Source organism: Lysobacter koreensis (assembly GCF_042677045.1).
In the GTDB taxonomy this organism is placed as follows: Bacteria; Pseudomonadota; Gammaproteobacteria; order Xanthomonadales; family Xanthomonadaceae; genus Lysobacter_K; species Lysobacter_K koreensis.
In genome coordinates this window covers 474939-494794 of the sequence record NZ_JBHTIH010000003.1, presented here as the reverse complement: position 1 = coordinate 494794, position 19856 = coordinate 474939, and the positions used below count along the sequence as shown (strand labels likewise).

Sequence of the window (19856 nt, the reverse complement as noted above, 5' to 3'; positions counted from 1 at the left end):
CTAGCGCGCCTTCTCGGCCGCGGCCTGGCTGTCGGCACGCAGCGTGGCGACCAGTTGCAGCATGTCGGCCGGCACCGCGGCGGTGCAGCGCACCGGCTCGCCGGTGACCGGGTGCGCGAACTCCAGCGTCTCGGCGTGCAGCGCCTGGCGCTTGAAGCCGCGCAGCGCCTCGACCAGTTCGGTGGTCGCGCCCTTGGGCAGCTTGAGCGGGCCGCCGTACATCGGATCGCCGACGATCGGGTGCTTGAGGTGCGCCATGTGCACGCGGATCTGGTGGGTGCGGCCGGTCTCGAGCCGGCATTCGAGCAGCGTGTGCGCGCGGAAGCGCTCACGCAGGCGGTAGTGGGTGACCGCGTCGCGGCCGTCTTCGCGCACCGCCATGCGGATGCGGTCGCGCGGGTGGCGGTCGATCGGCAGGTTGGCGGTGCCGCCGGATACCAGCGCGCCGACCACCACCGCCAGGTACTGGCGGTGGACTTCGCGCGAGGACAGTTGCTCGACCAGCGCGGTGTGCGCCGGCAACGTGCGCGCCACCACCATCACCCCGGAGGTGTCCTTGTCGAGGCGGTGGACGATGCCGGCGCGCGGCAGCGCGTTCAACGCCGGGTCGCGGTGCAGCAGCGCGTTGACCAGGGTCCCGGCCGGGTTGCCGGCGCCCGGGTGCACCACCAGCCCGGCAGGCTTGTCGATGACGAACACGTGCGCATCCTCGTACAGCACGTGCAGCGGGATGTCCTCGGGCTCGGAGTGGGTCTGGATGTCGAGAACCACGCTCAGCGTCAGCGTCTCGCCGCCGCGCACCGGGTCGCGCGGGCGGGCGACGTGGCCGTCGAGCAGAGCGTCGCCGGATTTGATCCACGCCGACAGCCGCGAGCGCGAGTAGTCCGGGAACAGCTCGGCCAGTACCGCATCGAAACGGCGGCCGGCACTGGAATCCGGGACGATGGCTTGGAGGGGGATCACGGTGTCGTTCATCAGGGAGGCAGGAGCCAGTTCATTAAGGGGGGCGACAGCACCGGGACTGCTATTATCGGCGCTTCGTGCCCCTGGCGCCCGTCGAACCCTGCCATGACCCACCGTTTCGCCTCGCTGCGCCCCCGGAACACCCCCGCGAACCTCCCCGCGCACGCGCGTTTGCTGGCCCTGCTGCTGGTCATCGTCGTCGCCGGCAGCGGCTGCGCCCGCTTCGGCAAGATGTTCAAGGACAAGGACGCGGACGAAGGCCAGCCGGTCGAGCAGATCTACGCCAAGGCCCACCGCTCGATGACCAACGGCAACTGGTCGGCCGCCGAGACCAGCTTCAAGCGCCTGGTCGCGCAGTACCCGTACGGCCCCTACACCGAGCAGGCGCTGGTCGAGACCGCGTACGCCCAGTACAAAGCCGGCAAGCACGAGGACGCGATCAGCAGCATCGACCGCTTCATCCGCACCTACCCTACCCACCGCAACACCTCGTACATGTACTACCTGCGTGGCCTGTCGAACTCGAGCCGCGACACGGTGTTCCTGCAGAAGGCCTGGCGCCTGGATGCCAGCCGCCGCGACCTGGCCACGCCGACCCAGGCGTACAACGACTTCTCGATCGTCGCCGAGCGTTACCCGAACAGCCGCTACGCCGCCGATGCGCGCAACCGCATGATCGCGCTGCGCAACATGTTCGCCCGCCATGAGCTCGAAACCGCGCTGTACTACCTGCGCCGCGGCGCGAACGTGGCCGCGGCCGACCGCGCCAAGTACCTGCTGGAGACCTACCCGCAGAGCGAGCACCAGAACGACGCCGTCGCAACGATGGCCGCCGCCTACGCCGCGCTCGGCAACGAGACCCTGGCCGCCGACGCCAAGCGCGTGCTGCAGCAGAACGAGCCGAACCACCCGTACCTGGCCGGCAACTGGCCCGACTACCCGAGCAACTGGCGCAAGCTCAACCCGTTCGCGGGCGAGAAGTCGGCGCTGGACAACGATTAAGTCGTCGTCGCACTTCCCAGTAGAAACGCCGCCCTCGGGCGGCGTTTTTTGTTTCAGCCGCAGAACTCGCCCGGAGGCATTTCCGGACTAGTCGCCGCCGCCATCACCGCAACCCCCATCGGAATCCGCCGCGCAGCCGCTGTCGCCACGGCTCCAGTCGCTGCAATCGCCCATGGTCCCGGACGGCCTGTCGGCGGCCCCTACGGAGGAATCGCGACTGGGCTGTTGGCGGGCGCTTGCGCGCGACGCGCGGATGATGGCCCACAAAGCCGCCACCAGCACCGCCGTTCCGATCAGCCATTCCATCGCGGGCCTGCCTACGCCTTGTAGCCGTTGCTGATCGGGTATCGACGCTCGCGGCCGAACGCCCGCCGCGACACTTTCGGCCCCGGCGCGGCCTGGTGGCGCTTCCACTCGCTGATTCGCACGAGCCTCAGCACCTGGTCCACGGTCGCCGGATCGAAGCCGGCCTTGACGATCTCGTCGCGTGACTGCTCCTGGTCAACGTGGCGCAGGAGGATCGCGTCGAGCACGTCGTACGGCGGCAGCGAATCCTGGTCCTTCTGGTTGTCGCGCAACTCCGCCGACGGCGGCCGTTCGATCACCGCGACCGGGATGATCGGCTCGCCGGCCATCGCGTTGCGCCAGCGCGCCAGCGCGAACACCTCGGTCTTGTACAGGTCCTTGATCGGCGCGTAGCCGCCGCACATGTCGCCGTAGATGGTCGCGTAGCCGACCGCGTACTCGCTCTTGTTGCCGGTGGTCAGCAGCAGGCCGCCGAACTTGTTGCTTAGCGCCATCAGCAGCGCGCCGCGGGTGCGCGACTGCAGGTTTTCCTCGGTGGTATCAACGGCCTGGCCGGCGAAAGTTTCCGCGAGCGCATCGAGGTAGCCCTGGAATGGCTTTTCGATCGGCAACGTCAGCAAGCGCACGCCCTGGGTCGCGCATTGCTGCGCGGCCAAGTCGTTAGACAGGTCCGCGGTGTAGCGCGACGGCATCCGCACCGCGGTGACGTTCTCGGCGCCCAGCGCATCAACCGCGACTGCCAGCACCAGCGACGAGTCGATGCCACCCGACAGACCGAGCCAGACTTTCTCGAAGCCGTTCTTGCGGCAGTAGTCGCGGGTGCCGCGCACGATCGCGCGCCAGGCCAGGCTGTCGCGGCTTTCGTCATCCTCGGCCGGCCACAGGACCGGCGTGAACACGCGCGCTTCGGCATCGAAATCGGCGACCAACCAATGGTCCTCGAACGCCTTCGCCGCCGGATGCACGCGGCCATCGCCGTCGGCGAGCACCGAGGCGCCATCGAACACCAGCGCGTCCTGCCCGCCGACAACGTTGAGGTAAGCCAGCGCGACTCCGCGGCCATCGACCAAGGTTTCCTGCACGCGCTGCGCCAGCAGGGCGTCGCGCTGGGCGTGCTTGTCGCGTTCGTACGGCGAGGCGTTCGGCACCAGCACCAGCTGGGCGCCCGCCGCCGCGGTGCTGGCCAGCGGCTCGGCGAACCAGAGGTCCTCGCAGATGATCAGGCCCACCTGCACGCCGTTGACCTCGAACACGCAGTCATCGCGATCGGGGTCGACGTCGAAGTAGCGGCGCTCGTCGAATACCGCGTAGTTCGGCAACTCGCGCTTGCGGTAGGTCTGCGCGACGCGGCCGTCGCGCAGCACGCTGGCGGCGTTGTAGACCACCGCGCCGGCGCTCTGCGGCCAGCCGACCACCGCCACGATTCCAGCCACGTCCACGGCGATGGCGTGCAGCGCCGCTTCACAGTCGGCGAGGAAGCCCGGACGGACCAGCAGGTCCTCTGGCGGGTAACCGGACAGTGCGAGTTCGGGGAACAGCACCACGTCGGCCCCGTGCTCGTCGCGCGCCTGCACGATCAGCGCCGCGATGCGTTCGGCGTTGGCCTGCACGGCACCCACTGGGAAATCGAACTGGGCTAGGGCGATGCAAAGGGTCATGCACTTCTCGTCGTCGAAGAAGAACTCAGAGCAGCCGCACGAGGCGGCTCCGCCTGGGAGAAACAAGAAGGGCCGCACAAGGCGGCCCTTCCGGGGGTATTGCCTGCGGCGCTAGCTTACTTCGCGAGCCGCTTCGCGATCGCCGCGCCGAGGTCGCCCGGCGACTTCACCGTGGTGACGCCAGCCGCTTCCATCGCCGCGAACTTGCCCTCGGCCGTACCCGAACCGCCCGAGGCGATCGCACCGGCGTGGCCCATGCGCTTGCCCTTCGGCGCCGAAGCGCCGGCGATGAAGCCCACGACCGGCTTGGTCACGTACTGGCTGATGAACTCCGCCGCTTCTTCCTCGGCCGAACCACCGATCTCGCCGACCATGATGATGCCCTCGGTCTGCGGGTCGTCCTGGAACCACTTCAGCGCGTCGATGAAGTTGGTGCCGTTGATCGGGTCGCCGCCAATACCAATACAGGTGGACTGGCCCAGGCCGACGTCGGTGGTCTGCTTGACCGCTTCGTAGGTCAGCGTGCCCGAGCGCGAGACGATCCCGATCTTGCCCGGCAGGTGGATGTGGCCCGGCATGATGCCGATCTTGCACTCGCCCGGCGTGATCACGCCCGGGCAGTTCGGGCCGACCAGCACGACGTCGTCGAAGCCGTTGAGCACGTTCTTGACGCGCAGCATGTCCAGCACCGGGATGCCCTCGGTGATGCAGACGATGACCTTGATGCCAGCGTCGGCGGCCTCGAGGATCGCGTCGGCCGCGAACGGCGGCGGCACGTAGATCACCGAGGCATCGGCGCCGGTCTCGGCAACCGCATCGGCCACGGTGTTGAACACCGGCAGGCCGAGGTGGACGGTGCCGCCCTTGCCCGGGGTCACGCCGCCGACGACCTTGGTGCCGTAGTCGAGCATCTGCTCGGCGTGGAAGGTGCCCTGCGAGCCGGTGAAGCCCTGGACGATCACCTTGGTGTTCTTGTTGATCAAAACGCTCATGGGTTCGTCCTGTCCTTACTTGCCGGCGGCGGCAGCAACCGCTTTCTTGGCGCCGTCGTTGATGTCGTCGGCCGCGGTGATCGCCAGTCCGGAGTTCTTCAGCAGCTCCTTGCCGGCCTCAACATTCGTGCCTTCCAGGCGCACGATCACCGGCACCTTGACGTCGACTTCCTTGACCGCGGCGATGATGCCCTCGGCGATCATGTCGCAGCGGACGATGCCGCCGAAGATATTGACGAAGATCGCCTTGACCTTGTCCGAGCTGAGGATCAGCTTGAACGCCTCGGTCACGCGCGCCTTGGTGGCGCCGCCGCCGACGTCGAGGAAGTTCGCGGGCGAACCGCCTTCCAGCGAGATCACGTCCATGGTCGCCATCGCCAGGCCGGCACCGTTGACCATGCAGCCGATGTTGCCGTCCATGGTGACGTAATTGAGGTCGTGCTGGCTGGCCAGCACCTCAGTCTCGTCTTCCTGGCGGATGTCGCGCATCGCCACCAGCTCCGGATGGCGGAACGAGGCGTTGTCGTCGGAATCAACCTTGCCGTCGAGCACGGCCAAGTCGCCGTTGGTGAGGATCGCCAGCGGGTTCAGCTCGACCAGCGCTAGGTCCTTCTCCATGAACAGCTTGTACAGGCCGAGCATGATCTTGGTCAGCTGGCCGACCTGCTTGGCGTTGAGGCCCAGCGCGAAGCCCAGGTTGCGGCATTCGAACGCCTGCAGGCCCTGCACGTAGTTGACGTTGAGCGTGTGGATCGCCTCGGGCTTCTCGGCGGCGACCTGCTCGATGTCCATGCCGCCTTCGGCCGAGGCGATGAACGTGATCGACTTGGTCGAGCGGTCCACCAGCACCGACAGGTACAGCTCCTTGGCGATGTCGGTGCCTTCGCACACCAACACCGCGTCGATCGGCAGCTGCACGCCGGCGGTCTGGTAGGTCGCCATCCGCGTGCCCAGCATCGCGGCGGTGTACTGCTTCACCTCGTCGAACGACTTGGCCAGCTTGACGCCACCGGCCTTGCCACGGCCACCGGCGTGGATCTGGGCCTTGACCACCCACAGGTCGCCGGGAATGGTCTTGGCCGCCGCGACGGCCTCGTCGGGCGTGCGGGCGATGACGCCCTTGGGCACCGCAATGCCGTAGTCGGCAAAGAGCTGCTTTGCCTGGTATTCGTGAAAATTCATGCGTCACCGAGGGGAGTGGAAGACGACCCGCGCCGGGTTGCCCATGAAAAGGCCATGGCGCGAGGGGGCCGCATTGTCGCCCATCGCGGCGGCGCGGGCAAAACGCGGAGCCGCCGCGGCCGTGCGGGGCGAGGCGCAAGCCGCCGCTTCGCCGCAGGGCCCAGGGCGTGAACGTGCCTATACTCGCGCCAGCCCGCCGCGCAGGACGCCCGCTTGCCGCTAGAGATCGCCGCCATCGACGTCGCCGAGGCCGACCGCGTGGTCCGCCGCGAGCTTCGCCTCTTCAACCTCTACCGGATCCTGGAAGCGGCGCTGCTGGTGCTGGCGCTGTTCGGGCCACTGGCCGGTTTCCTCGACGAGCCGCGCCACGAACTGTTCGCCCGCTCGCTGGCGATCGCCTACTTCTTCATCGCGATGCTGCTGTTCGCCAGCGGCCGCGGCGGCGACCCGCGCAACGTCGCCCTGGCCGGCATCGCCAGCGACCTGTTCTTCGGCGTGCTGGCGATGCACGCCACCCCCGCCGCCGGCACCGGGATCGCATTGATGCTGATGTTCAACGTCGGCGCGGCCGCGCTGCTGCTGCCGCCGCGGCTGGGCATCGGCACCGCGATCGTGGCGGCGCTGGCGCTGGTTGGCGAGTACGCCTGGAGCGAGGTGTTCGACGACGGCAGCGGCCGTTCGCGCGCCGAACCGGTGATGTTCGCGATCGGCTACATCGCCATCGCCACCCTGATGAGCGCGCTGGGCCGGCAGATGCGCGCCAGCTACGAGCTGGCCGCGCGTCACGGCGCGCAGGCCGCGCACCTGGCCGAGGTCAACGAGCTGATCATCCGCCGCCTGCGCACCGGCGTGCTGCTGGTCGACGGCCAGGGCCGGCTGCGGCTGGCGAACGAAGCGGCGACGCTGCTGCTCGGCGAGGTCGACGACGGCGCCGAGCACGGCCACCGCGACCTCGCCGTCGCCATGCCCGAACTCGCGCGGCGTCTGGCGCAGTGGCGCAGCGACGGCCAGGCCGACGACACCCCGCTGCTGCTGGCGCCGGACCTGCCGGAGATCGTGCCCGCCTTCACCCGCCTGCTGGCCGGCAGCGACCAGGCGCTGATCTTCCTCGACGACACCTCGCTGCTGTCGCGCCGCGCCGAATCGATCACCCTGGCCACGTTGGGGCGGTTCTCGGCCAGCCTCGCGCACGAGATCCGCAACCCGCTGGCGGCGATCAGCTACGCCGTGCAGCTGCTGGAAGAATCCCAGGACATCCCGTTCTCCGACCGCCGCCTGCTGCAGATCGTCCACCAGCAGTGCCAGCGCATGAACGGCATCGTCGAGAACGTGCTGGGGCTGGCCCGGCGCGAGCCGGCCAAGCCCGAGCAGGTCGAGCTGGTGGGCTTTACCCGCCACTTCGTCGAGGACTACCTCAACATCCACCCGCTCGACAACGACACCCTGCGCGCGACCGGTACCCCGACCCAGCTGGTGGCGCTGGCCGACCCGCACCAGCTGCACCAGGTGCTGACGGTGCTGGTCAGCAACGCACTCAGCTACGGCCGCATGCCCGGCGAGCCGGCCCGGGTCAGCGTGCACGTGCAGTCCGATGCCTATGGCGCGCCGATGGTCGAGGTGCTCGATCGCGGCCCCGGGATCCCGGAAGCGGTCGCCTCGCGGCTGTTCCGACCGTTCTTCACCACCTCGCCGCACGGCACCGGGCTGGGCCTGTATATCGCCCGCGAGCTGTGCCGTGCCAACCAGGCCACCCTCGACTACGTGGCCTCGCCGGCCGGCGGCGGCTGCTTCCGCATCCGCCTGCCGGACGCGAACGGGATGCGGGCGGGCTGAGGCGCGCCCAGCCCTACCTCTAGTCCTGCGTACGGAGGTAGATGAGCGCCCCGGGGTGGATGGTTTCCCCCTTTGCAAGAGGAGGGGTCAAGGGGGATCCTGCTTTGTTCTTCCGCCACGCTCCCGCCCCGCCCGAACACCGCCTGCTTGGCCCCGACCGATCGCATCGGCTATCGTGCCCGTATGACTGAAACCCGTAGTGCATTGGTGGTCGACGACGAGCGCGATATCCGCGAGTTGCTGGTCATGACCCTGGGCCGCATGGGCCTGCGTTGCGATACCGCCTCCACCGTCGGCGAGGCGCACAGCCAGCTGGCGCGCAACCGCTACGACCTGTGCCTGACCGACATGCGGCTGCCCGATGGCTCCGGCCTGGAGGTCATCGCCGAGATCACACAGAAATTCCCCAATACCCCGGTCGCGATGATCACCGCGTTCGGCAACGTCGAGGCCGCGGTCGAGGCGTTGAAGGCCGGCGCCTTCGATTTCGTCGCCAAACCGGTCGACCTGGCGGTGCTGCGCGACCTGGTCCGCCACGCGCTGGAACTGCACGAGAAGCGCCGCACCACCCCGCCCGGCTCGGTCGCCACCCGCCTGTACGGCGACTCCTCGGCGATGACCTCGCTGCGCGCCACCATCGCCAAGGTCGCGCGCAGCCAGGCGCCGGTGTACATCGCCGGCGAGTCCGGGGTCGGCAAGGAACTGGTCGCCCGCACCATCCACGCCGAAAGCGGCCGCGCCGCCGGCCCGTTCGTGCCCGTCAACTGCGGCGCGATCCCGGCCGAGCTGATGGAAAGCGAGTTCTTCGGCCACAAGAAAGGCAGTTTCACCGGCGCCCACGCCGACAAGCCCGGCCTGTTCCAGGCGGCCGACGGCGGCACCTTGTTCCTCGACGAGGTCGCCGAGCTGCCGCTGCCGATGCAGGTCAAGCTGCTGCGCGCGATCCAGGAAAAATCGATCCGCGCGGTCGGCGCCAACAACGAAGCCGTGGTCGACGTGCGGATCCTCTCGGCCACCCACAAGAACCTGGCCGCGCTGGTCGAGGACGGCCGCTTCCGCCACGACCTCTACTACCGCATCAACGTCATCGAACTGCGCGTGCCGCCGCTGCGCGAGCGCCTCGAGGACCTGCCTGGCCTGTCCGCGAACGTCCTCAGCCGCCTCGCCGGCACCCAGGGCCGCGCCGAGCCCAAGCTCTGCGACGACGCCCTGGAGGCGCTGCAGGCCTACCCGTTCCCCGGCAACGTGCGCGAACTGGAGAACATCCTCGAACGCTCGCTGGCGATGGCCGAAGGCGACTGCATCGAGGCCAGCGACCTGGCCCTGCCCAAGGCCGCAGGTCCCGCCGCCACCCCGGCCACCGCATCGCATGGCGCGCCGCAGGCTTCGATCAGCCCGGCCGCCGGTATCGACCCGCGCACCCTCGACCCGCGCGACACCGCCACCAGCGCGCTGCCGTCGTACATCTCGGAAATCGAGCGCGCCGCGATCCAGCACGCCCTGCAGGAAAACCGCTACAACAAGACCCGCACCGCGGCGGCGCTGGGCATCACCTTCCGGGCGCTGCGCTACAAGCTGAAGAAGCTCGGGATCGATTGAAGGGGTTCCCCCTTCATGTTCACATGAGAAAGCTAGAGGGCGCTCTTGAGCGTCTCGCCTACTCCTGACTGGGGTGCGATCGTGCCCAAGGGGCGTCCCGGCGTGTCCATTTGCTCAACGCTCACCCGGGAAAAGCCTGGGATCTCCCGATGCGCATGTAGCACCCGCCACACGTCGATCGATTCGGTCCCAGCGCCGCTTGCGAGCGCTGGCTGGATGGTGAGATACGGCATGTTCGACATTCAGGTGGCGAGCCGCGGCAGACTTGATCGCCGGTTCTATGCTGCTATTGCGGATTGCTGCAGCCATTTTCATACCTAGCCGCCAGACTGACGGACAACGTCACTCGGACAAAAATAGTGACGCTACACGTCAACTTCGAAGTTTCATGCCAAACCGCAATCGTGATCGGCCTGTCACTTTGGAATATTTATTCGCCGAATATGGGAGTTGGCATGGGTTGTGCGTATGCTTCTGGTGCACGTGCAGCACGCACGGCAAGCCGATGGACCGGGGACGCCGGACCTGCAGGCACGTGAAGTTCACTAACCTCCTAGGGGATACACCATGAAGAACAACCAGCAAGGTTTCACCCTCATCGAACTGATGATCGTCGTCGCGATCATCGCGATCCTGGCCGCGATCGCGCTGCCGGCCTATCAGGACTACACCGTCCGCGCCCGCGTCGCAGAAGGCATGGGCCTTGTGTCCGCTGCCAAGGTCAGCGTCGTCGAGAACGCCGCCAATGGCAACGCTTTCGCCAGCGGCTACGTTCCGCCGACCGCAACGAACAACACGGCGAGTGTTGCAATCGGCGCCACTGGCATCGTCACCCTGACCACCACCGCTCGCGCGGGCGGCGGCACCATTATCTTCACCCCGGCTCCGGCGCTGGTTGTTGGTACGCCTCCGGCCACCAACGTCACCTGGACCTGCTTGACCGGAACGTTGCAGGCCAAGTACCGCCCGGCCGAGTGCCGCGTCTAATTGTTTGCGCCAAACAATGGGGGCGGTTTCATTTGACGCCTGCCTGAGATACCTAAGCCCCGGCGCCAGCCGGGGCTTTTTTGTGAGCCGCCTCAGGTCCGATAAGTGCCGTCAGATGCACGCAAACGTGCTCGTCATCGCCTCGCGTGTCGCAGACTTTGCGGTACAGTCGGCTTGGGGAAATACTGAGGTTCATTATGAGTACCGTCGCCACGGCTAACTTGGTTGGCATCACCGGCATCGCCCGGCGTTTGGTGCTGGACGGCGCGCTCGACGAACATGCCGCGCGTAACGCTCTGGAGGCCGCAATCGCCGAGCGAAAGCCCATTGCCCAGCATCTCGCCGAACACCGGCTGGTCAGCTCAGCGCAAATGGCGGCTGCCAACTCAATTGAGTTCGGCGTACCACTACTCGACGTGACCGCCATGGACCCGGCCCAGTCCGCGATCAAGATCGTCAGCGAAGCGCTGGTGCGCAAGCACAACGTCCTGCCGCTGTTCAAGCGCGGCAACCGCTTGTTTCTAGGCATCTCCGATCCGACCAATGCCGCCGCGATCGACGAGATCAAGTTCCAGACCAATCTGGTTGTGGAGACGATCCTGGTCGACGAGGACAAGCTGCAGCGCACCATCGAGCAGTGGCTGGAGTCCAGCGATGCGCTCTCTGAAGCTGCGGGTGATGAAGAAGGCATGGATAGCCTGGACGTCAGCAACGAGCCCGAGCTGACCACCGACACGGGGATCGACGCCAAGACCGACGACACCCCGGTGGTGAAGTTCGTCAACAAGGTGTTAGTCGACGCGATCCGCCGCGGCGCCTCGGACATCCATTTCGAGCCCTATGAGACTGAATACCGGGTGCGCCTGCGCATCGACGGTCTGCTCAAGCAGGTGGCCAAGGTTCCGCCCAGCCTGCAGGCGCGAATCTCCGCCCGCCTCAAGGTGATGGCGCAACTGGACATCGCCGAGAAGCGCGTGCCGCAGGACGGCCGCATGAAGCTCAACCTGTCCAAGACCAAGCAGATCGACTTCCGCATGAGCACCCTGCCGACCCTGTTCGGTGAGAAGGTGGTGCTGCGCATCCTGGATGCTAGCGCCGCCAAGCTCGGTATCGACAAGCTCGGCTACGAGGACAACCAGCGCAAACTATACGAGGAAGCGCTGGCCAAGCCCTACGGCATGGTGCTGGTCACCGGCCCGACCGGTTCGGGCAAGACAGTGTCGCTATATACGGGCCTCAACATCCTTAATAACGACGAGCGCAACATCTCTACGGTCGAGGATCCCGTCGAGATTCGCGTTCCGGGCATCAACCAGGTACAGATGAACGTAAAGCGCGGCATGACGTTCGCCGCGGCGCTGCGCAGTTTTCTGCGCCAGGATCCGGACGTCATCATGGTCGGCGAAATCCGCGACTTGGAAACGGCCGAGATCGCGATCAAGGCCGCGCAGACGGGCCACATGGTGTTATCGACCCTGCACACCAACGATGCCCCGCAGACTATCGCGCGCCTAATGAACATGGGGGTGGCCCCATTCAACATCACTTCATCGGTGACGTTGGTGATCGCCCAGCGCCTCGCGCGCCGCCTGCATGACTGCAAGCGCGAGGTCCATTTGCCCGAGCACGCGCTCTTGGCGGAAGGTTTCAGCGCCGCGGAAGTAGCCACGGGCTTCAAACTCTACGAAGCCGTCGGCTGCCCCGAATGCACCGAGGGCTACAAGGGCCGCACCGGCATTTACCAGGTGATGCCGATGAGCGACGAGATCCAGGCCATCGTCCTCGAAGGCGGCAACGCCATGCAGATTGCCGATGCTGCACGCAGGTCAGGCATTGCAGACCTGCGCCGCTCCGCCCTTATTAAGGCCATGAATGGCGTGACCAGCCTGGCCGAAATCAACCGCGTAACCAAGGACTAACCCATGTCCGCTACCCGCACCACCCGCAAGCCCGCCGTTGTCCGCCGACCTGATCCGCTCGCCATTTTTGTCTGGGAAGGCACCGACAAGCGTGGCAAGGTGATGAAGGGCGAACAGCAGGCCAAGAACGCCAATGCACTGCGCGCCGAACTGCGCCGCCAAGGCATCACACCCAAGGTGGTCAAGGCCAAGGGCAAGCCCTTGTTTGGCGGCGCTGCGGGGAAAAAAATCAGTCCACTTGACATCGCCATATTCAGCCGCCAACTGGCGACGATGATGAAAGCCGGCGTGCCTATCGTGACATCGATGGAGATCATCGCCAACGGCAGCAAGAACCCGCGGATGTCGGCGCTGGTAAACGGCGTGCGCGCAGAAATCGAAAGCGGCTCGTCTTTATACGAGGCGCTCAGCAAGCATCCAGTCCAGTTCGACGAGCTGTATCGCAACCTGGTCAAGTCGGGCGAGTCGGCAGGCGTGCTCGAAACCGTGCTCGATACGGTGGCGACGTACAAGGAAAACATCGAAGCGCTGAAAGGCAAGATCAAGAAGGCGATGTTTTACCCGGCGATGGTGGTCGCGGTCGCGCTGATCGTCAGTTCGATCCTGCTGATCTTCGTAGTGCCGCAGTTTGAGCAGGTGTTCCAAGGTTTCGGCGCAGACCTGCCCGCTTTCACCCAGATGCTTATCAACTTGAGCGACTTCATGGTCGGCTGGTGGTGGGCGATCGCAATCGCGATCGTGGGGATGGTGGCCATATTCATAATGGCCAAGAACCGCTCGCTGGCGTTCCAGCACTTCCTTGATCGGATGATCCTCAAGGTACCGGTCATAGGTCAGATCATGCACAACTCGGCGATCGCGAGATTTGCTCGCACGTTGGGCGTGACATTCAAAGCCGGCGTGCCGCTTGTCGAGGCATTGGAAACTGTTGCCGGCGCCACCGGCAACGCCGTCTACGAAGACGCAGTCAACCGTATCCGCGACGATGTCTCAGTGGGCTACTCGGTCAACATGGCAATGAAACAGGTTAACCTGTTCCCGCACATGGTGGTGCAAATGACCGCGATCGGTGAAGAAGCCGGCGCACTCGACACCATGCTGTTCAAAGTCGCCGAGTTCTACGAGCAGGAGGTCAACAACGCGGTCGACGCATTGGCCAGCCTGCTGGAGCCGATGATCATGGTATTCCTGGGCGTGGTAGTGGGCGGCATGGTGATTGGCATGTATCTGCCGATCTTCAAACTCGGCGCGGTGGTCGGCTGATCCATGGCATTCCTCGACCAGAACCCGGCCCTCGGGTATCCCCTTGCGGCCGGGTTCGGGCTGTTGCTGGGCAGTTTCTTCAACGTCGTGGTGCTGCGCCTGCCGCGGCGGCTGGAATGGCAGTGGCAGCGCGACAGCCGCGAGATGCTCGGCGAGCCGGAGACCTACGACCCGCCGCCGCCGGGCATCGTGGTCGAGCGTTCGCACTGCCCGCACTGCAAGCACCAACTGAGCTGGTACGAGAACATCCCGGTGCTCAGCTGGCTGGCGTTGCGCGGCCGCTGCCGTCACTGCCAGGCGCCGATCTCGGCGCAGTACCCGCTCATCGAACTGCTGACCATGGTGCTGATGGTGGCCTGCGTATGGCGTTTCGGCTTCGGCTGGCAAGGCTTCGGCGCGATGGTGTTCAGCGGCTTCCTGATCACGCTGTCGGGGATCGACCTGCGCACGCAATTGCTGCCCGACCAGCTGACACTGCCATTGATGTGGCTGGGCTTGATCGCGGCCGCCGACAGCCTGTACATGCCGGTGAAGCCGGCACTGCTCGGCGCGGTCGCCGGTTACCTGAGCCTGTGGTCGGTGTGGTGGGTGTTCAAGCAGCTCACCGGCAAGGAAGGGATGGGCCACGGCGACTTCAAGTTGCTGGCCGCGATCGGTGCGTGGGTCGGACTGAAGGGCATCCTGCCGACGATCCTGCTGTCGTCGCTGGTCGGTGCCATCATCGGCTCGATCTGGCTGGCCGCAAAAGGCCGCGACAAGGCGACCCCGATCCCGTTCGGCCCGTACCTGGCGATCGCCGGCTGGGTGGTGTTCTTCTGGGGCGAGCCGCTGATCGCGACCTACATGCGTGTTTCCGGCCTGGGGTAAGCGGCGCGCCGTCGTCGCAGGTCGCTGCGTTCGGGACGGCAAGGGGTTCCAGTGATGGTTGACGACCCGCGAAACGCCGTTGCCAAAGTGTTGCCTGAGAAGCTGCGGCCATGACGGACTTCATCGTTGGCATCACCGGCGGCGTGGCATCGGGCAAGAGCGAGGTCACACGCCGCTTCGAGGCACTGGGCATCGTCGTCGCCGATGCGGACCTCGCCGCGCGGGACGCGATTGCGCCCGGTTCGCCCGGCCTGGCAGCCGTGGTCGCGGCATTCGGCGCGGACATGCTGGCCGACGACGGCAGCCTGGACCGCGCGGCGATGCGCCGGCATGTGTTCGACGATGCGCCTGCCCGGCAGAAACTCGAAGCGATCATCCATCCGTTGGTGCGGGCTGCCCTGCAAGCCGCATGCGCCGCCGCGCCCGGCGCCTACGCGATCGCGGCAATCCCGTTGCTGGCCGAGGGTGGCGGACGGTCCAGCTACCCGTGGCTGCAACGCGTGCTGGTGATCGACGTACCGGCCCAGCTGCAGCGTGCCCGGCTGGTCCAGCGCGACGGCATCGATGCGGCGCTGGCCGAGCGCATGATCGCGGCGCAGGCATCGCGCGGCGAACGACTGGCGATCGCCGACGACGTGCTCGTCAACGACGGACCGCTGGCGGCACTAGACCGGCACGTGCTGATGCTGGATCGGCGCTACAAGGCGCTCGCGCTTTCCTAGCAGTGCCCGGCTGGGTTGCCGGCTGGCTTGCAATCGAAGCAAGGGCAAATTCCGCTCCCCCCCTTTTTCAAAGGGGAAGGCTTGGGCACTTGCTTGTCGCCACGGCCCATCCAGGGCTGTGCGCCCGAACTCACAAGCGGTGCACGCCGCTTCCCGAGCTCCCTCCTTTGGAAAAGGAGGGCTGCGGAGGATTTGCTTTCGCTTCTGCGACAAGCAAGGCGGGCCAAAGAAACTGCACTGCGCATCTGCACGTGCCACGAAACGGGCTTCTACGTCGGCCACAATCCGCGGATCGCGGCGATCCCCTGCGCGCCATGCCGGCGCGCCTCGTCCAGGTCGCCAGGGCCCAGCCCACCGATCGCGTAGATCGGCAGCGAGACCGCTTCGCGCAACGCGGCAAACGCGCGCCAACCCAGGGGCACGCGACCCGGGTGGCTCGGGGTCGGCTGGACGTTGCCGACCACCGCGAAATCGCAGCCCAGGCTTTCCGCCCTGCGCAGTTCGTCGACCCCGTGGCACGAAGCCGCGAGCGGCACGTCGGCCGGCACCGGGCGGTCGGTCAGCCCGTCCAGCTGCGCTGCGCGCAGGTGCAAGCCGACACCCAAGGCCTGGGCGAGCTCGACGTCGCCGTTGACCAGCACCTGCGCGCCAGCGGCACGGCATGCGGCCGCCGCACGCGCGGCCAGCGGCTGCCAGCGCGCCGGATCGAGCGCGGGCGCGCGCAGCTGCACGCGCCGAACGCCCGCGGCCAGCGCGCGATCCAGCGCCGCCAGCCAGCCGGCCTCGTCGATCGCGCCCCCCGCGACTGGGTCGCCGCGGAGCGCGGGCTCAGGCGTAACCAGGTAGCGATCGGGTTGCAGCAACGCCGCCACCACCGGGCGATCGGCGGGCGGCATCGCGTAGCGCGGCAGCTTGTGCGGCGGCACCCAGACCAGCGCCTGGCCTTCGCGGCCGCGGACGACGCCCTGCCAGCGCTCGACCAGGCGCACGTCCAGTCGCAAGCGCTTGTCGGGATAGGTTTGCGGGACGTTGATCAGGGCCGCGCCGACTTCGATGTCGATGCCGAGTTCTTCGTGCAGCTCGCGGGCGAGCGCTGCTTCGGGCGCTTCGCCCGGCTCGTGCTTGCCGCCGGGAAATTCCCACAGGCCGGCCAGGTCGCGGCCTTCGGTGCGGCGCGCCAGCAGCACGCGGCCGCGCGGGTCGCGGATCACGCCGGCCACGACTTCGACGACGCGGGTGCTGCGATCGTCAGGCATGGACGGGGCCACGACTATCTGTTCCGCCGCAGCGCCTACGGGGAGCATAGCGGTGAAAAGGCGCCTGCAAAGCGGAGGCTCCGCCGCATGGGCCGCGGCAATTTGACCACGTCGAAACCCCGGCCTGCGCGGCTGGCCACTGTCGCGAGCCCTCACCCCAGTCCTCTCCCGCAAGCGGGAGAGGGGGCAACATCTCAGGCCAGCTGCCCATGGCAGTGCTTGTACTTCTTGCCGCTGCCGCACGGGCACGGGTCGTTGCGGCCGACGTTGGCGAACGCGTCGCTGCCGCCGGCGAGCACCGCCTGCGCCTGCGCCGCTTCCTCGTCGGCGCCGAAGCCACCCATGTCCGGGTGCTGGAACTGCATCTGCAGCGCCTGCGCCTCGGCCTGGCGGCGTTCCTCGGCTTCCATCGCCGCGATCTCTTCCTCGTTGCGGATGCGCACGCGCGCCAGCAGCGTCACCACTTCGCGCTTGACCTTTTCCAGCATGTCGCTGAACAGCTCGAACGCTTCCTTCTTGTACTCCTGCTTCGGCTGCTTCTGGGCGTAGCCGCGCAGGTGGATGCCCTGGCGCAGGTAGTCCATGCGCGCCAGGTGCTCCTTCCAGTTCTGGTCCAGCACGTTGAGCATGATGTGCTTCTCGAGCATGCGCATCGTCTCGGCGCCGAGCTGCTCCTCGCGCTGCGCGAAGTGCTGGTTGACCGCCTCTATCACGCGCGCGGCGACGCCTTCGGCGTCCAGTTCGTCGTGCTGCTTGGCGAACTCCACCAGCGAAACCTGCACCCCGAACTCCTCGGCGATGGTCGCCTCCAAGCCCGGCAGGTCCCACTGTTCGTCGACCGAATTGAGCGGCACGTAGCGCGCGACGATGTCGGCGACCACGTCCTCGCGGATGCCGTCGACGTTGTCCTGCACGCTCTCGGCCTCGAGCAGCTCGTCGCGCTGGCTGTAGATCACCTTGCGCTGGTCGTTGTTGACGTCGTCGAAGTCGAGCAGGTTCTTGCGGATGTCGAAGTTGTGGGCCTCGACCTTGCGCTGCGCGTTGGCGATCTGCTTGGTCACCAGCGGGCTCTCGATGATGTCGTCTTCCTTCAGGCCCATGCGCGCCATGACGCGCTGCACCCAGTCGGCGGCGAAGATGCGCATCAGGTTGTCTTCGAGCGACAGGTAGAAGCGCGACGAACCCGGGTCGCCCTGGCGGCCGGCTCGGCCACGCAGCTGGTTGTCGATGCGGCGGCTTTCGTGGCGCTCGGTGCCGACGATGTGCAGGCCGCCGGCGGCCTTGACCGCGTCGTGGCGCGCCTGCCATTCGGACTTCAGGCGGGCCTTGGTGACCTCGTCGACCTCGGTGCCGTTGGCCGCTTCCAACTCGGCCAGTTCGGTTTCCAGCGAGCCGCCGAGCACGATGTCGGTGCCGCGGCCGGCCATGTTGGTGGCGATGGTGACCGCCGCCGGGCGGCCGGCCTGGGCGACGATGGTCGCCTCGCGTTCGTGCTGCTTGGCGTTGAGCACCTCGTGGTGGATGCCGGCTTCGCGCAGCTGCGCGCTGAGCATCTCCGACACCTCGATCGAGGTGGTGCCGACCAGCACCGGCTGCTGACGCGCGTGCGCGTCCTTGATCTCGCCGATCACCGCGCGGTACTTGCCGGCGCGGTTGAGGAACACGTGGTCGGCGCTGTCCTTGCGCACCATCGGCCGGTGGGTCGGGATCACGATCACTTCCAGGCCGTAAATGCTCTGGAACTCGTAGGCCTCGGTGTCGGCGGTGCCGGTCATGCCGGCCAGCTTGCCGTACATGCGGAACAGGTTCTGGAAGGTGATCGACGCCAGCGTCTGGTTCTCGCGCTGCACCGGCACCCCTTCCTTGGCCTCGACCGCCTGATGCAGGCCGTCGGACCAGCGGCGCCCGGCCAGGGTGCGGCCGGTGAACTCGTCGACGATCACCACCTCGCCGTCGCGCACGATGTAGTCGACGTCGCGCTGGTAGATCGCGTGCGCTCGCATCGCCGCGTTCAAGTGGTGCACGACGCTGAGGTTGTTGGCGCCGTACAGGCTGTCCTCCTCGCCTTGCAGGATGCCGGCTGCGCGCAGCAGCGCCTCGGCGTGTTCCTGGCCGGCTTCGGACAGGTGCACCTGCTTGCCCTTTTCGTCGACGAAGAAGTCGCCGTCGGCGTCCTCGGTTTCCTGGCGGACCAGTTGCGGGACGATGCGGTTGACCTTGATGTACAGCTCCGGCGACTCGTCGGCCGGGCCGGAGATGATCAGCGGCGTGCGCGCCTCGTCGATCAGGATCGAGTCGACCTCGTCGATGATCGCGTAGTTCAGGCCGCGCTGGAACCGGTCTTCCTTGGCCAGCGCCATGTTGTCGCGCAGGTAGTCGAAGCCGATCTCGTTGTTGGTCGCGTAGGTGATGTCCGCGGCATAGGCCGCGTGCTTGTCGGCGTGCGGCATGCCGGGGTACACCACGCTCACGCTCAGGCCGAGCCAGCTGTACAGCTTGCCCATCCACGCCGAGTCGCGGCGCGCGAGATAGTCGTTGACGGTGACCACGTGCACGCCCTTGCCTTCGAGCGCGTTGAGGTATACCGGCAGCGTGCCGACCAGGGTCTTGCCCTCGCCGGTGCGCATCTCGGCGATCTTGCCCAGGTGCAACACCATGCCGCCGATCAGCTGCACGTCGTAGTGGCGCATGCCGAGCACGCGCTTGGACGCCTCGCGGCAGACCGCGAACGCCTCGGGCAGCAGCTTGTCGAGGGTCTCGCCGGCGGCGATGCGCTGCTGGAACTCGGGCGTCTTGGCCTGCAGCTGCGCGTCGGACAGCTTCTCCATCTCCGCCTCGAGGGCGTTGATCCTGGTCACGGAACGCTGGAGTTGGCGCAGCAGGCGATCGTTGCGGCTGCCGAAAACGCGGGTGAGCAAGCTGTTGAGCATTTCGATACCGGAATGGAGTCGGGAAGTCGGGGACGCGGCACGGCCGTTTCCCGCAATAAAAAAGGGCGCCGGGCGCCCTTTTTGGCAACGCGCATTGTAGCGTGGGGGTGAGGCTGTGCGCTTACAAGGCATTGCCTTGTGCACAGCCGAACGCCCGGAGCGGGTGTGCCGCGCAGGGCCGGGACGAGCCAGCGCGCTCACAAGGCATTGCCTTGTGCACAGCCGAACGCCCGGAGCGGCTGTGCCGCGCAGGGCCGGGACGAGCCAGCGCGCTTACAAGGCATTGCCTTGTGCACAGCCGAACGCCCGGAGCGACTGTGCCGCGCAGGGCCGGGACGAGGCCACGTGCTCACAAGGCATCCCCTGGTGCATGGCCG

14 protein-coding genes are annotated in these 19856 nt (G+C 67.0%); 8 read left to right on the top strand and 6 right to left on the bottom strand.

What is annotated here, in order from left to right; translation table 11 throughout:
- Complete coding sequence (gene rluD, locus ACFQZQ_RS07625; protein ID WP_386812156.1) at nt 1–975, bottom strand: 23S rRNA pseudouridine(1911/1915/1917) synthase RluD; 975 nt, start codon at nt 973–975, stop codon at nt 1–3.
- 93 nt (nt 976–1068) lie between these two features.
- On the opposite strand from rluD, the gene ACFQZQ_RS07620 reads away from it, so the two are divergent.
- Nucleotides 1069–1965 (top strand): outer membrane protein assembly factor BamD, encoded by an 897-nt coding sequence (locus ACFQZQ_RS07620; RefSeq protein ID WP_386812155.1) that lies wholly within the window; start codon nt 1069–1071, stop codon nt 1963–1965.
- Between the two features lie 317 nt (nt 1966–2282).
- Here ACFQZQ_RS07620 and ACFQZQ_RS07615 read toward each other — a convergent pair whose 3' ends face one another.
- The 3 genes from ACFQZQ_RS07615 to sucC form a co-directional block, all read right to left on the bottom strand.
- The gene (locus tag ACFQZQ_RS07615) at nt 2283–3929 is read right to left on the bottom strand and encodes an NAD+ synthase (protein WP_386812154.1); all 1647 of its coding nucleotides are present in this window, start codon (nt 3927–3929) and stop codon (nt 2283–2285) included.
- 116 nt (nt 3930–4045) lie between these two features.
- Entirely contained in the window at nt 4046–4921 is an 876-nt protein-coding gene (sucD, locus tag ACFQZQ_RS07610; RefSeq protein ID WP_386812153.1) for a succinate--CoA ligase subunit alpha, read from the bottom strand.
- 15 nt (nt 4922–4936) lie between these two features.
- The gene (gene sucC / locus ACFQZQ_RS07605) at nt 4937–6103 is read right to left on the bottom strand and encodes an ADP-forming succinate--CoA ligase subunit beta (RefSeq protein WP_386812152.1); all 1167 of its coding nucleotides are present in this window, start codon (nt 6101–6103) and stop codon (nt 4937–4939) included.
- A gap of 213 nt (nt 6104–6316) precedes the next feature.
- Here sucC and ACFQZQ_RS07600 point away from each other — a divergent pair, with 213 nt between their 5' ends.
- The 7 genes from ACFQZQ_RS07600 to coaE all read left to right on the top strand — a co-directional run bounded on the left by ACFQZQ_RS07600 (nt 6317) and on the right by coaE (nt 15293).
- A complete protein-coding gene (locus ACFQZQ_RS07600; protein ID WP_386812151.1) occupies nt 6317–7936 on the top strand; it encodes a sensor histidine kinase in 1620 nt (539 codons plus the stop codon).
- Between the two features lie 183 nt (nt 7937–8119).
- Nucleotides 8120–9535 (top strand): sigma-54-dependent transcriptional regulator, encoded by a 1416-nt coding sequence (locus ACFQZQ_RS07595; RefSeq protein WP_386812150.1) that lies wholly within the window; start codon nt 8120–8122, stop codon nt 9533–9535.
- Nucleotides 9536–10102: 567 nt separating this feature from the next.
- Nucleotides 10103–10522, top strand: a complete 420-nt coding sequence (locus ACFQZQ_RS07590; RefSeq protein ID WP_386812149.1) for a pilin — start codon at nt 10103–10105, stop codon at nt 10520–10522.
- A gap of 197 nt (nt 10523–10719) precedes the next feature.
- Complete coding sequence (gene pilB, locus ACFQZQ_RS07585; RefSeq protein ID WP_386812148.1) at nt 10720–12441, top strand: type IV-A pilus assembly ATPase PilB; 1722 nt, start codon at nt 10720–10722, stop codon at nt 12439–12441.
- Between the two features lie 3 nt (nt 12442–12444).
- Nucleotides 12445–13704, top strand: a complete 1260-nt coding sequence (locus tag ACFQZQ_RS07580; protein ID WP_386812147.1) for a type II secretion system F family protein — start codon at nt 12445–12447, stop codon at nt 13702–13704.
- 3 nt (nt 13705–13707) lie between these two features.
- On the top strand, nt 13708–14571 hold the full coding sequence (locus ACFQZQ_RS07575) for a prepilin peptidase (RefSeq protein WP_386812146.1): 864 nt from the start codon (nt 13708–13710) through the stop codon (nt 14569–14571).
- A gap of 110 nt (nt 14572–14681) precedes the next feature.
- A complete protein-coding gene (gene coaE, locus ACFQZQ_RS07570) occupies nt 14682–15293 on the top strand; it encodes a dephospho-CoA kinase (RefSeq protein WP_386812145.1) in 612 nt (203 codons plus the stop codon).
- Nucleotides 15294–15562: 269 nt separating this feature from the next.
- Here the strand turns inward: coaE and ACFQZQ_RS07565 are convergent, their stop codons facing one another.
- Together ACFQZQ_RS07565 and secA are read right to left on the bottom strand one after the other, a co-directional pair.
- Entirely contained in the window at nt 15563–16549 is a 987-nt protein-coding gene (locus ACFQZQ_RS07565) for a Nudix family hydrolase (RefSeq protein WP_386812144.1), read from the bottom strand.
- Between the two features lie 194 nt (nt 16550–16743).
- A complete protein-coding gene (gene secA, locus ACFQZQ_RS07560; RefSeq protein ID WP_386812143.1) occupies nt 16744–19479 on the bottom strand; it encodes a preprotein translocase subunit SecA in 2736 nt (911 codons plus the stop codon).
- Nucleotides 19480–19856: the final 377 nt, after the last annotated feature.